This is a genomic window from Granulibacter bethesdensis (genome assembly GCF_001889525.1).
In the GTDB taxonomy this organism is placed as follows: domain Bacteria; phylum Pseudomonadota; class Alphaproteobacteria; order Acetobacterales; family Acetobacteraceae; genus Granulibacter; species Granulibacter bethesdensis_C.
The window spans coordinates 2,111,096-2,124,513 of sequence record NZ_CP018192.1; the positions used below are offsets into that span (position 1 = coordinate 2,111,096).

Below are 13,418 nucleotides of genomic sequence, written 5' to 3' on the forward strand. Positions count from 1 at the left end.
GCTATTCCGGTTACGATTCAGGCGGCGCATGATGCGCCGCCTGACAAAGTCTCATAGACCGGATCAAAAATATAAGAATCTCAGTCCTTGATCCACCATTTCACAGGCTGAGGCTCTTTTTCACGCTTGACCCGCTTTACATATGTTCTTGGCTGCCGTGTGCGAACAGGCGCATCTTCCAAAGAAGATGTCGTCGTCCGTTCAGACGGAACAGGACGCGGCTTTAGCGCCTGATCGCGCATGTCCTTCAAAGCAGCAACCGCTTCATCTCTTGCCTGTTCGGCGTGATAGAGACGCGTTTTCTGATTTTCAACCGTCTGCTGAGCCTCTTTCAGTGCCCGCAACAGACGATCAATTTCAGACCGTGCCTGTTCCAGCAGATTGGCCGCCGCCTGATCAGGCTCGGCACTGGCTGAACGCTCATCGGGAACAGGATCACGGCGCACACGATTGATTGTCTGCACCGGCACTTCCCCGTCGCGCACGAATCGTGTGCGCCTGGCCTGCTGGTGGGTGCCACCCTTTATCTGCTGTGCCGCAGGCCGCCATCCACGCGGTGCGGCACCAGGGCCCGTCGCGGCAGCATTGCGATCCTGGCTGCGCTCATGGCGGGTCTGCTGGCTGTCTATCGATGTGGACGCGAATGCCTCCGGCATGATTGCCGCACCCGCATCCCGTACGGGATGCGATCGAGCTGCATCACCTTCACCGATTCCCAGCGCCCGACGTGCGCGTGCTTCAGCCTCATCCAATGCGGAAGCGGAGAAGCTTTCTTCTTCTGTATCACTGGATAAAGCTGAGCCGGACTGAATCATAAAATGCATGTTTAATGAGAACTCTATACGCTTACAGATTTTCAAAGAACTGAATATGCCGCTTAATTAAGAAAAATATGCCCCTGTCTTTTCGATTACATAGCATATTTCAGCGTCATTCTTCTAGAAAGAATGAGCCATATTTTCATGGAATGCAACCTTTTATCCTTTAATACTTGTTTTATTCATAAGCGTGGCAATCCAACAAACCGACTTCAAAACAAGGTCTATAAAAATTCAACCAAAAAAAATTGTGAAAAAAATTTCACACAATCCATTGCCGGTATATTTAACACAAGATATAAGAGAATTACGCAATCAACGAACTAAAGTCGTAATTTAAGGATCGCTATCTCCATGAAAAGTATCGTACGTCTTTCTTTGACCGTTATGCTGGGACTGGGTGCGATCAGCACATGCATGCCCGCCAGAGCCCATGCAGAGGAAACAACCACGCTTCTTAATGTATCATACGATCCGACACGAGAGTTTTATAAAGACTTCAACCGCCTGTTCGAACAGAGATGGCATGCGGAAGGCCACCCGGTTATCAGCGTCAAGACATCGCATGGCGGTTCAGGGGCACAGGCGCGCTCGGTGCTGGATGGGGTGCAGGCGGATGTCGTGACACTGGCCCTGTCGATCGACATCGATGCTCTGGCTGCCCATGGTTTGTTGACAAAAGACTGGGCAAACCGTTTTCCGCATTTCTCAGCCCCCTATACCAGCACGATTATCCTGCTGGTCAGAAAGGGAAATCCCAAACAGATTCATGACTGGTCTGATCTGGTCAAACCCGGCGTTCAGGTGATCACCGCCAATCCCAAGACCGGTGGTGGCGCACGATGGAACTATCTGGCCGCTTATGGATGGGCTCTGCACCAGCCGGGCGGCAATGAACAGAAGGCCAGACAATTCATTACGGCATTGTACAAAAATGTACCTGTCCTTGATTCTGGTGCTCGCGGATCAACCAATACTTTTATCCAGCGCCATGTCGGCGATGTACTGATCGCTTGGGAAAATGAAGCCCTGCTGGCACAGCGTGACCTGGGCAAGGGAGAGTTTGAGATCGTCTATCCATCGGAATCCATTCTGGCGGAGCCGCCGGTTGCCGTCGTCGATTCCGTGGTTGACAGGCATCATACACGGGAAGCCGCCACAGCGTATCTGAACACGCTTTACACGCCTGAGGCACAGGAGCTGATCGCAAAACATTATTTCCGCCCGTCTGACCCTGCCGTTCTGGCCCGCTACAGCACGACATTCAAACCGCTCAAGCTGTTCGACATTCGTAGCCTGGGTGGCTGGGCCACCGTGCAAAAGATACATTTTGCCGAAGGGGGTGTGTTCGATAGTATTTACACCCCCGTGAAACAGTAAGATTGCCCGATGAGTCACCCTGAAAGCCTGACCATACCAGACCCGGTCCGGCCCGGCCTGAGCCTTAGCCGCACCATCTTCCGGTTTCCGGACAATCATGTCCTGCCTGGTTTCTGGCTGTCTTTCGGTGTGACCATGGGCTGGGTTTCTTCATTGGTGCTGTTACCTCTTCTGGCGCTGTTCGCAAAAGCATCCAGTGCCGGAGTGGGGCAGATGCTGCATGCCGTGCTGGCTACACGCGCTCTGGCCGCGCTGGAGCTCAGCTTTGGCGTGGCAGCTGTGGCCGCCCTCATTAACCTTCCGCTCGGCCTGTTGCTGGCATGGGTACTGGTGCGTATCCCTTTTCCCGGCCGCTCTGTGGCAGATGCGATTGTTGATCTGCCCTTTGCCCTGCCAACAGCTGTGGCCGGTATCACACTGGCCACGCTGTATGGCCCGTCCGGCTGGATCGGTGCGCCGCTGGCATCCATTGGTATCCAGATTGCCTTCACCCGTCTCGGCATTGTGCTGGCGCTGATTTTCATCGGCCTCCCTTTCGTGGTGCGCAGCGTCGCTCCCGTGCTCGCTGATTTTCCCGCCGAGCAGGAGGAAGCCGCTACCACCCTTGGCGCATCACCATGGCAGAGCTTCCGGCGGGTTATGCTGCCCGCCCTGTTGCCCGCTTTGCTCTCCGGCTTCGGACTGGCTTTCGCACGCGGGGTTGGCGAGTATGGCTCCGTGATTTTCATTTCGAGCAATATCCCGATGGTCAGTGAAATCGCACCGACCCTGATTGTTTCCCAATTACAGGAATTCCACTACGCATCGGCCTCCTGCATAGGACTGGTCATGCTGGCCGGTTCCGCCCTCAGCCTTGTGCTGGTTGCCGCACTGCAACGGCACTGGGCATCCCCTATCTCCCGCAAGCGCCGTCCTATCGCCGGATGGCAGACATGAACGGGAAAAAACGGCTCCGCGGTGGCAATCTCCTCTGCCTGCTGGCAGGATTACTGATCGTGATCGGCTTTCTGCTACTGCCGCTGATTGCGGTGTTTGCCGAAGCGTTGCGCGGGGGTGTTTATGTTGCACTCAATTCCCTGAGCGATCCAGATGCGCTCTCGGCCATCAGACTGACCTTGCTGGTGACTGCCATTACCGTGCCAATCAATACGTTGTGCGGGATCGCTGCCGCCTGGGCGCTGAGCAAATTCTCCTTTCCCGGCCAGAAGCTGCTCTCCATGTTGATCGACCTGCCGCTCAGCATCTCGCCGGTCGTGGCGGGTTTGGTGTGGATCCTGCTGTTCGGCACCCGCGGCTGGTGGGGGGAAACCCTTCAACAGCATGGTATCCACATCGCCTTCGCCACACCAGGTATCGTGCTGGCCACGCTGTTCGTCACCTTTCCCTACGTCACACGCACCATTCTGCCGCTGATGCAGTCACAGGGCACAGAGCAGGAGGAAGCCGCCGTGATGCTGGGGGCCGGGTTCGGCACCATCCTACGCCGTATCGTGGTACCGGATATCGGCTGGGCGCTGCTGTCCGGCGTGCTGCTCTGCACCACCCGGGCAATGGGGGAGTTCGGAGCGGTCTCCGTGATTTCCGGCCATATTCCAGGCATCTCTGAAACCATGCCCGTGCATATCCAGACCCTGTATGATGGCTATCAAAGTGCCGCCGCTTTCGCCATGGCGGCAGTGCTGGCGCTGTCTTCCATCGCTTTTCTGGCCTTGCGTCGTCTGATCTCGGTGGTCAACCGATGACCCTTATCCCCTTCCCCTTTCTGGCTGCCCAGTATGGAGACGCCGCGCCATGAGCATCGAACTGCGCCATATCAGCCTTGGTTTCGAGGGGGAGGCAGGAGTCCGCGACATCTCCCTGCCCATCGAAAGCGGCGAATTCCTCGCTCTGGTCGGCCCCTCCGGCGCGGGCAAGACGACATTGCTGCGCCTGATCGCCGGATTGTTGCAACCGCAGACCGGCCAGATCCTGATCAACGGGCGGGATGTGACGCATGCCCCCGCCAAGGAACGTAATATCGGCTTCGTCTTTCAGAACTACGCGTTGTTCCGACATATGAGCGTCGCCGACAATATCGCATTCGGCCTGACTGTTTTGCCACGCTCACGCCGCCCGTCGCGTGCCGCGATTGGCCGCCGGGTAGAGGAACTGCTTCATCTGGTGCAGGTGCCGGAACTGGCCGGGCGCATGCCGGATCAGCTTTCCGGGGGCCAGAAACAGCGCATCGCTCTTGCACGCGCCCTGGCGACCGAGCCGCAAACCCTGTTGCTGGATGAGCCTTTCGGCGCGCTGGACCCGCTGGTGCGCAAGGATATCCGCACATGGCTGAGGGGGCTGCATCGTCAGCTCGGGCTGACCAGCATCTTCGTCACGCATGATCAGGGGGAGGCCATGGAAATGGCCGATCGGGTCGCTGTGCTGCGGGCCGGACAGTTGCAGCAGATCGGCAGTCCCCAGCATCTGGAAGCGCATCCCGAGACCGCCTTCGTGCATCGTTTTCTGGGCGAGACAGTTACTTTCACCGCGGAAAGTCGCGGCAGCCATCTGTCACTGCCCGAACTGCCCCATCACCAGCCCCTTGCAACCGCCCTTCCGGATGGCAAGGCTTTGCTCTCTGTACGTCCCTATCATATCCGCTTGACCGAGGGTCAGCTGGCCCGGGTCGAGGATATTGTGCTGGCCGGACCATTCACAAGGGTTGTGCTGTCGCTTCAAGGGCGCATGGTCGACGTGCTTCTACCGCCAGGGGCAGATGCTCCGGAACGGGGCAGCATACACGGGCTGGATGTCAGCCTGGGCCATCATTTTCCTGACAACCACTCCGCAGACAGGCCGCATAACAGGACCGGGACAGCAAATTTATTACATAATTTTGCTGAAGCCGCCTGAATCGTCCCCTGCCCTATGGCGATAAATAAACGGAATGATAGTTTAATCGTTCTTTTTTAGTCATTCAGGGCAGCTTGTTCATGGTTGATCAGACGATACAGAATGCCATGACGGCAGAGAATGCCGGAGCGCCCTATATTCTCGTGGTCGAGGATGATCCCGGCATGCGCGTACTGATTATGCGCGTGCTGCGTGAAAACGGGTTCCGGACCAGCGCTGTGCGGGACGGGCGGGAGATGTGGCCTTCCATCGAACAGCTGATGCCCGATCTGATCCTGATGGATGTCATGTTGCCGGGCGGCAGTGGTTTCGACCTCTGCAAGGCACTGCGTCAGTCCAGTCAGGTGCCGATCATCATGGTCAGCGCACGGGGCGAGGAAATGGACCGCGTACTTGGGCTGGAACTTGGCGCGGATGATTATATTGCCAAACCGTTCGGTAAGCAGGAACTTCTGGCCCGCGTCCGCGCCGTCCTGCGACGCGGTCCGGTGAATGAGACAACGGTAAAAGGCAAAAGCGAGACAATAAGCTTCGCGGGCTGGCAGATCGACATGAAGCGCCGCGAACTGACCGACCCCAGCGGCGCCGTCGTCGATCTGTCCGGTGCGGAATATGATCTGCTGCTGAGCTTTCTGGAAAACGCACAACGCGTGATTGGACGGGACCGCCTGCTGGAACTGTCCCGCACCCGGCTGGGCGACGTTTCCGACCGCAGCATTGACGTGCTGGTCAGCCGGCTGCGCCGCAAGATCGGCAATCGCGTCGGCGAACGCCCTCTGATCCGCACCATTCGCGGCGTCGGCTATATGTTCGCCGCCGACGTTGAACGGGAATGAGGCGGTTTCATCTCTGGCCACGCGGACTGATCGGTCGTGTGACGCTGGTGCTGCTGCTGGCCACGCTGCTGGAATTTTTGGGCAGCACGATCGTCTATGAACAGACCGAGATCTATTACGCTGATGACCTTGCCGTTCAGCGTGTCGCCGAGCGTCTGGCGCTGAGCTATCGCGTGCTGATGGCGGCCGAGGAGGAAGAACGCCCGGCCCTTGCGAAACGCTTGTCCTCTCCCGACCTTCAGATCGGGTGGTTTGCCTCTGGTGCCGGCACATCTTCGACCACTCCGGTTCAGATCGGCACTCTCAGCCTGCCGGGGAATACCCTGTCCCTGCCCCCCACCTCTCCCCGGGATGCAGGGCTGCTGCGGATGCAGGGGCTGCTGATCAACAGTCAGGATCTGCTGGAAAATGTGGAGTTGCGTCTGAGCCGGGGCGGCCGCAACCTGATCGGCACCAGACGTGATCTGATCGGCACCATGCGTCTTCCGGGCCATGTCGACAAGGATGGACCCCGTGACAGCTCCATCGTGTTTTTCGCGACCGGCGTTCTGGGCAGGTTGCCGGGATTCTACGGTGGTCTGCTTTCTGCGGCAATTCTGGCCTGCTGCGTACTGGCCGCTGCCGCCATGCTGGTACGGACGCTGGGTCTACCCCTGCGGACACTGGCTCAGGCAGCAGATGCGATCGGCCATGGCCCCCCGGTCCAGATCAAGCCAAGCGGCCCGCGTGAGGTGCGGCAGGTGGCACAGGCCTTCAATGCCATGCAGACCCGTATCTCCCATCTCATCAATGACCGGACTCAGGCTCTGGCAGCGGTCTCGCACGATCTACGCACCCCCATCCAACGCCTGCGGCTGCGTGCCAGCTTTCTGGATGATACAGAGGCTCAGACCGCCATTGAGGACGATCTGGACGAGATGGAGGCCATGGTCTCCTCCGTGCTGGCTTTTTTGGCCGGGGATACGGATCCTGAAAAACGCCGCCCCGCCGATCTGGCCACCATGCTGGAAACGCTGGTGGATGATGCCAGTGATGCCGGACAGCTTGCCACTTATTCCGGGCCCGAACACTGTGTCCACACGGTACGCCCCGTAGCCATGAAGCGGGCCTTCGCCAATCTGATCGGCAATGCGCTGAAATATGCCAACCGGGCCGATGTGACCCTGTTCTCTACCGATCACAACGTACAGATCCTCATCGAGGATAACGGTCCCGGCATTCCGGAGGCGGAGCTGGAAAACGTGCTGGAGCCATTCCGCCGCATCGAGGTCTCCCGCAACCGCGACACGGGCGGTATGGGGCTGGGCCTTGCCATCGTAAGACAGATCGTGGAGCGGGAAGGCGGGACCATCACCCTGTCCAACCGCACAGGTGGCGGATTACAGGCCAAAATCGTGCTACCGCTGCATTCCCCCCAGACCAAAGATTAACAGACCGGCTGAAGCTTTTTTCAGGCAGCCATATTTTGTCACGGCGTTTTTGCAACTGCGAAAAATCCATGCGCCATAACATAGGGGCGGCCGGGTGGTCGCTTCCTCCTGCGGAGGATCGTTCAGGACAGTACAGGAGACCGTCCCATGGATACATTCATCAGCGGTATGGCCCGATTTCGTGGCGAGGTCTTTCCCCAGAACCGGGCCCTGTATGAAAAGCTTGCGCGTGAAGGCCAACAGCCGAAAGCGCTGATGATTTCCTGCGCCGACAGCCGCGTCATTCCTGAAATGATCGCCCAATGCGGCCCTGGGGAGCTGTTTGTTTCCCGCAATGTCGGCAACATCGTACCGCCTTATGTGGATGAATCCTCTCTCACCGGCGAAGTCGGCTCTGCGATCGAGTACGCTGTGGCCGTGCTGGGGGTCAGTGACATTGTCGTATGTGGCCATTCTGATTGCGGCGCAATGAAGGCCATCATGAACCCGTCCGCGCTGGAACCCCTGCCTCATGTCAAATCCTGGCTGCGTCACGGCTGCGGTGATCACCAGCGTCTGTGCGAGGGCCTGCCCTCCACAGAAACCGGCGGCGATCCGGTCCGTACCCTGGCCATGCGCAATGTCGCGTTGCAACTGAATAATCTGCGCAGCTACCCCGTCGTACGGGAAGCAGTCGCGGATGGTCGGCTAAGGCTTCATGGCTGGGTGTTCAACATCGAATCCGGCGGCGTCTATGCGCTGGATGGCGAGACCGGGCGCTATCACGAAGTCATGGATCACCGCCTGCCGGTCGCCATTCATGCCGCCAATGAGGATGCAGCCTCGATCATCCCGCTGGCCGCTGAATAAAGACGGCTCCCCCTTCCTTTCCTGCCCCCCGACAGGTTGGAGCGGTGCCGTTGACCCTGACCGCGAGAAAAGAATCCTCTTTTCTCGCGGTTTTTTTATGCAGCCCGGCGGCCTTCGTACAATCTGTCATCAAACGCGGCTATTTTTTTGAAAAACCGCACGGATTATGCCCGGACAGCCTTCCCCCTTACGGGATCAAACGATAAAGCATGCCACGGTGCGGCCGAATGGCAGTGTCACCGCACAGATCGGCACAAGCGCCACAATACGGCGGAGGATTTTGATGACTCTTCGTTATACCGGACCTGCAATCGCATGTATGGCGCTTGCCCTGTCGGCCTGTCAGAAGCCGCCGGAAGCCCCATCCAAACCTGCCTACATCTATGAAGCGGATACGGTCGGCGCAGCCCCGTCCTGCTCTGCACAGGACGTCACCCTGACCCCGGGCAAGGAAAGCGCCATCACCATGACCGTCCAGAATGACGGCGGCTGGTGCGCAGCCAAGGTCACGGAGCCTGATCGCTCCCCCTATACGGCCGGGCTGCTGATCGCCCGTCCGGCTCACGGCAAGGTCATTGTGCACAGTGTCGGCTATGACACCCGTACTGATTACACGCCCGATCCGGGCTATCAGGGCGCTGACAGCTATGCAGTCCAGCTTCTGCCAGGTGATGCCATTCTGCGCGTGAACGTGACCGTGACCCCTGGCAAGACTAATATCACACCCGCCGTCACCGCTCCGAAGCCTTCCAAGGCAACGGCCGCGCATAAGCGCAGCAGCAAAAAGCGCTGAACGACCCTGTTTCACACGCTGCCTTTCCTCCATGAGGGAAAGCAGCGTGTGAAACGTAAAGACACGAATGAAAAAACCGCCGGACAACAGCCCGACGGTTTTTTGAATGCCATCGCTCAGAGAGGAGAGCGGGAAACATTCCCGCGCCCCGCTTGATCAGCTCAGTGCTTCCTGCTGCGACGGGAAGAAGAAGGCGTGGATACGGCGGGCCCATCCTGCAACACCCGACATGCCGGTGCAGTGGCGGGGTAAGTATCCTTACCAGCTGCATAGCTGGCCAGCATGCTGTCTTTCGGCAGCGCCATCACTTCCGTAAACAGCGGCGTGCCAAGCACGCAGAAATCACTGCCTTCCTTGAGGGAGCTGGTAGACTGCCCGTTGGCAAGACCGGTGATGAAAATATCATGGACTTTCTGAGCGGACTTCCCGGCAGCCTTCTTAAACCAGGCGCTGACATCCTCATGCGCCGCGGCCAGAGCCGGGCGATAACGGGTCACAAAGCTGTTATACGCATCTTCGGTGTGGCAGGCCTTGGCGATCACCTGCAGTTCGCTCTGGAGGGCGACGGTATCGAAGGCCGCCTGCTCTGCCTGGCTGGAGCAACCTGAAGCGGCCACAGCCGGAACAGCCCCCCCCATCGCCGCGGCGGCAAGGCTTGCGGAAAACCAAAATCCGTAAAGGACGGCGCGCATGGATATCATCCCTTGCATCTGTTTACACCGGCTCAGGAGCCAGCGTGCGTATACTCCCGAGCCTCCTCCCTGCCTGATTCTTACGACCGGCAGGGTGAGTCATCGCGGCAAGTCTTCATCTCTGATCAAAAATGCCTTGAGGATCAGAGTTTAGCGAGGTTTTGATAAAGCGAAACCCGAAAGAATCAAGCCCGCAGCTTCGGGACAATCCCATCGTCATAAAAATATTTCCTGGCTCTGGCAGGCAGAGTGTGCAGGAGGGCTGGTGATTTTCAGTGCCACTGGCTACAGCGACAGTGGCGCAGGCGGATCGAAGGAGCAAACGGCAGGCAATGTCGGAAGACCGGTGGCAAATACCGCAAAACATGCAGCCTCATCCTTCGGATTACAGCTTCGATCTGGAGGCTGTCCTGCAAGGCATTGTCTTCCTGCGTTGTATTGGCCCGGATGGGTTTGATCCCGATGGCAGCGACGATCAGGGCGCACAGCGGACCGGGAGCGGTGTCGCGATCGAGGTCGGTTCCAGCCAGACAAAAATGGTCATCACCATGACCTATCTGGTGAACGATGCCGATGCGATCTGGATCACGACACAGGATGGCCAGGTCACGCCGGGCCATATCATCGCGCTGGATCATGAAAGCGGCTTTGCGTTGATCCGTCCGGCTGACGCATTGGCCTGCCCCGCCATCCAGATCGGCGATTCCTCCAGCGTCGCCAGCGAAAGCGGCGCGATTCTGGCAGCCTCCGGCGGCATCACCCATGCGATGGAAACGCGGATCATTGCCCGTCAGGAATTTGCCGGATACTGGGAATACCATATCCCCGATGCACTGCTGGTGACCCCACCGCATCCCGTCTGGGGTGGCTGCGCCCTGATCGGCACGGACGGTCGCCTGCTTGGCATTGCTGCCGTGGTGTTGCAGCAGGGTGATATCGGCGCAGGACAGCTCGACATCAACCTGATCATTCCGGTCTCTCACCTGCAGGCCATTCTGCCAGAGCTGCTGACCCATGGCAGAAGGCTGGCCAGTCGGCCATGGCTGGGCCTGCTGGCGGCTGAACAGGAAGCGGGAATCCTCATCAGCGACGTTGTTCCACACGGCCCGGCAGAAGCTGCCGGTCTGCGACAGGGCGACCAGATCATCGCCATCAATGGCAAGGAGCCGGGTGATCTGGCGACGCTGTGGCGGCTGCTATGGCAAAGCGGTGCGCCCCCCGTGGGGGTTGCCATCACCATCCTGCGGGATGGCCAGACCATGCATACGCAGGTTCAGGCCATTGACCGCTATCTGTATGACAAAACCCCCCGGATGCATTGACCTCATGGCCTTACTCCGTCAGGCCGGAACACTACCCTTGGCCCGTTCGACCGCATATTTAATCAGCGCCGCCGCGGAATTATAGCCCAGCTTGCTGCGGATCTGCAGCGCCGCATGCGCCGCCGTGCGGTAGCTGACGCCAAGGATCACAGCAATCTCGTTCAGGCTGCGTCCCTGACCGAGCAGATCGAATACCTCCCGCTCCCGCCGGGATAACGGGCGCAGGGGGTCATCCGGCTCCCGCAGCGTGTGCAGTGCGATTTTCTCGGCAACCCTCGGGCCGAGATGCATTCCACCTGCAAGCACCTTGTCCAGTGCCTCCAGCATGCTGAACGGATCGTCATTCTTGGTCAGATAGGCAGAGGCCCCCCCCTCCAGCGCGCGGGAGACGAAAGCGGGATCCTCATACATGCTGAACACGATGACTTTCAGGGAAGGCACGTCCGCCTTCATGGCGGCCAGAACCTCCAGCCCCGGCATGTCCGGCAGATTGAGGTCGAGCACGACGACCGCAGGGCTGTGCTCCCGGTTCAGACGCACTCCTTCAGCGCCTGTGCTGGCCTCGATCACCTCCACCCGCTCCTCGGCATGATCCTGAGCAGAACCGGCAACCATTTTGCGCGCAGGGGTATAATCCGTCAGCAAGCGTCGGCATCCGGCACGAACAATCGGATGATCCTCGATCAGCAGCACCTTCATCCTGTATTCCTTCCCCGCGTTCATACGGCATCCTTCAGACCGTCAGCGCCGTCACCGCCAGACCGGACAGCACCACCGAACTGCACCACCCGGACGGCACCGTCAGCGGGATACCCTCTTATAGATCGTGGATATTAGCCGATTGGCTAGGGGAAGCGACTCCCCCGTCCTTCGCCTGCCATGGAATTCCGGCAAAAATCACCGCACCGCCGTGCAGCCAGAGATCGTGACCATCATCCGGCTCATCCTCCCCCCATTCTTCGGGGGAAAGCCCGGCCTTTTGTGAGGCCATCATCATTTCCGCCAGCTTGCCCGCGGCACCGGGCTGGCCATTATCGCCGATATAAAGCTTTCCCCCCGCCGCGCGGACACGCTCCGTCATGCCCAGCAGACCGTAACCATAAGAAGGGACTCCCGAAAATCCGGTGCCATCATCGCGCACATAGACGCCCAGCCATGGAGGCTCTGTCTTGCCATCCTGCGCGGCTTCGGCTGGTTTTTCTCGGGGAGGCAGCCAGAAAAAACCAACCTCCACATGTCTGGCATCGGCGTGACGGGCAATGTTGGTCAGACATTCCTGCACCAGACGAAACAGGGTCAGAGCCAGATCCGTCTGTGTCTGCTCCAGCCCGGCACAGACCATGATATCCCATTGTGTTTGGGGAACGCGCCGCCGCCAGTCCTCCACCAGACGCTCCAGCGCATCGGGCAGGCCCATTTCCTCCAGCACCATCGGGCGCAGACGCTCCAGCATGGCCGCATTGATGTTCTGGATGGCATCGACCAGAGATCCGATCGACAAGACCCGCGACTCGATCTTCTCTACATCGCGGATCGATAAGCCATCCTGTCCCTCACGCTGCTGTTGATCCCTGCACCAACGGGTCAGGGAGGCCAGCTCGGCCCGGATTGCGAAAAAAGCCGGGCCGAACTCGTCATGCAGCTCATGCGCGACATCACGCCTCTCCGCTTCCTGCATGGAGATCAAACGGTCGATCAGATGATGGTTATCCTGCGTGATGCGTTGCAGCCGTGCGGCCAGGCTGTCGAAGCGAACCGCGATCGGCTGCAACTCCGCCACCGTCACCGGGCCGAGACGGGTGGCATATTCCCCCGCCTCCAAAGCCTCAAACCCCTCCGCCAGGCGCTTGAGCGGACGCAGCGACAGGGACGTGGCCAACATGATCAGCAGCACGATGGCAACCGAGATCGCGGCAAGCTCCACCGCGATCAGGCACAGCTCTCCCCAGACCTCCTTCATCTCGTCGAACGGATTGGCGATCATGATGATCTGGCCAATGATCGCGCCGTGATACAGCACCGGAAACGACCGGGCGACGATCGGCTGGGGCAGCAGATCGACAAACCAGTGCGGCACACGCGGGCGCTGCCCGACCAGCAAAGGGGGCATCCCCATCGCCATCATCTCGGGCGCAGGCAGCAGTAAAAGGTCCAGATGCCGGACACGCGGCAATTGTTGCGCCACCATCGTCAACGCATCCTGCTGCGTCGGCATGGCGCGGGCCGTCACCAGCACGGCCTCCACCAGCACACGCCCCAGGCGAAAACCTGACTCCATCTCATTGCGGATTCGATGATTGGCCCGGTGAAGGCTCAGCCCCAGAGAAACAATCAGACCAACCAGCAGGATAAAGGCCGGCAACAAGACCAGTCGCCCTTGTAAAGAGCGTGTCAAGCAAGGCCAGAATG

Annotated in this window: 13 protein-coding genes; 9 read left to right on the forward strand and 4 right to left on the reverse strand. The window is 59.1% G+C overall.

The annotated features are described in order from the left end of the window. Nucleotides 1-80 precede the first annotated feature (80 nt). Nucleotides 81-824 (reverse strand): hypothetical protein, encoded by a 744-nt coding sequence (locus GbCGDNIH6_RS09430; protein WP_157692408.1) that lies wholly within the window; start codon nt 822-824, stop codon nt 81-83. Nucleotides 825-1,172: 348 nt separating this feature from the next. Here GbCGDNIH6_RS09430 and GbCGDNIH6_RS09435 point away from each other — a divergent pair, with 348 nt between their 5' ends. From GbCGDNIH6_RS09435 to GbCGDNIH6_RS09470, 8 genes are all read left to right on the forward strand, one after another. Further along, a complete protein-coding gene (locus GbCGDNIH6_RS09435) occupies nt 1,173-2,198 on the forward strand; it encodes a sulfate ABC transporter substrate-binding protein (RefSeq protein ID WP_072563692.1) in 1,026 nt (341 codons plus the stop codon). A 9-nt stretch (nt 2,199-2,207) separates the two neighbouring features. Beyond that, the gene (cysT, locus tag GbCGDNIH6_RS09440) at nt 2,208-3,134 is read left to right on the forward strand and encodes a sulfate ABC transporter permease subunit CysT (protein WP_072563693.1); all 927 of its coding nucleotides are present in this window, start codon (nt 2,208-2,210) and stop codon (nt 3,132-3,134) included. Continuing rightward, nucleotides 3,131-3,940, forward strand: coding sequence for a sulfate ABC transporter permease (locus GbCGDNIH6_RS09445; RefSeq protein WP_072563694.1), 810 nt, complete (start codon nt 3,131-3,133; stop codon nt 3,938-3,940). Before cysT ends, GbCGDNIH6_RS09445 begins: the two co-directional genes overlap by 4 nt. A 49-nt stretch (nt 3,941-3,989) precedes the next feature. Beyond that, on the forward strand, nt 3,990-5,087 hold the full coding sequence (locus GbCGDNIH6_RS09450) for a sulfate/molybdate ABC transporter ATP-binding protein (RefSeq protein WP_072563695.1): 1,098 nt from the start codon (nt 3,990-3,992) through the stop codon (nt 5,085-5,087). Nucleotides 5,088-5,167: 80 nt separating this feature from the next. Further along, nucleotides 5,168-5,923, forward strand: coding sequence for a response regulator transcription factor (locus GbCGDNIH6_RS09455; RefSeq protein ID WP_072563696.1), 756 nt, complete (start codon nt 5,168-5,170; stop codon nt 5,921-5,923). Beyond that, nucleotides 5,920-7,353 carry an ATP-binding protein gene (locus GbCGDNIH6_RS09460; RefSeq protein WP_072563697.1) on the forward strand — a complete coding sequence of 478 codons (1,434 nt, stop codon included), beginning with the start codon at nt 5,920-5,922 and terminating at the stop codon, nt 7,351-7,353. Before GbCGDNIH6_RS09455 ends, GbCGDNIH6_RS09460 begins: the two co-directional genes overlap by 4 nt. A gap of 147 nt (nt 7,354-7,500) precedes the next feature. Further along, nucleotides 7,501-8,202: a carbonic anhydrase gene (locus GbCGDNIH6_RS09465; RefSeq protein ID WP_072563698.1), complete on the forward strand. Its 702-nt coding sequence runs from the start codon at nt 7,501-7,503 to the stop codon at nt 8,200-8,202. A 283-nt stretch (nt 8,203-8,485) separates the two neighbouring features. Next, entirely contained in the window at nt 8,486-8,995 is a 510-nt protein-coding gene (locus GbCGDNIH6_RS09470) for a hypothetical protein (protein WP_157692409.1), read from the forward strand. A 161-nt stretch (nt 8,996-9,156) separates the two neighbouring features. Here the strand turns inward: GbCGDNIH6_RS09470 and GbCGDNIH6_RS09475 are convergent, their stop codons facing one another. Then, the gene (locus tag GbCGDNIH6_RS09475) at nt 9,157-9,687 is read right to left on the reverse strand and encodes a hypothetical protein (protein ID WP_072564503.1); all 531 of its coding nucleotides are present in this window, start codon (nt 9,685-9,687) and stop codon (nt 9,157-9,159) included. 365 nt (nt 9,688-10,052) lie between these two features. On the opposite strand from GbCGDNIH6_RS09475, the gene GbCGDNIH6_RS09480 reads away from it, so the two are divergent. Next, nucleotides 10,053-11,009, forward strand: coding sequence for a S1C family serine protease (locus GbCGDNIH6_RS09480; protein ID WP_157692410.1), 957 nt, complete (start codon nt 10,053-10,055; stop codon nt 11,007-11,009). Nucleotides 11,010-11,027: 18 nt separating this feature from the next. Here the strand turns inward: GbCGDNIH6_RS09480 and GbCGDNIH6_RS09485 are convergent, their stop codons facing one another. Both GbCGDNIH6_RS09485 and GbCGDNIH6_RS09490 read right to left on the reverse strand, forming a co-directional pair. Continuing rightward, nucleotides 11,028-11,732, reverse strand: coding sequence for a response regulator transcription factor (locus GbCGDNIH6_RS09485; protein WP_081370070.1), 705 nt, complete (start codon nt 11,730-11,732; stop codon nt 11,028-11,030). 94 nt (nt 11,733-11,826) lie between these two features. Then, the gene (locus GbCGDNIH6_RS09490; RefSeq protein WP_072563702.1) at nt 11,827-13,404 is read right to left on the reverse strand and encodes a HAMP domain-containing protein; all 1,578 of its coding nucleotides are present in this window, start codon (nt 13,402-13,404) and stop codon (nt 11,827-11,829) included. Nucleotides 13,405-13,418: the final 14 nt, after the last annotated feature.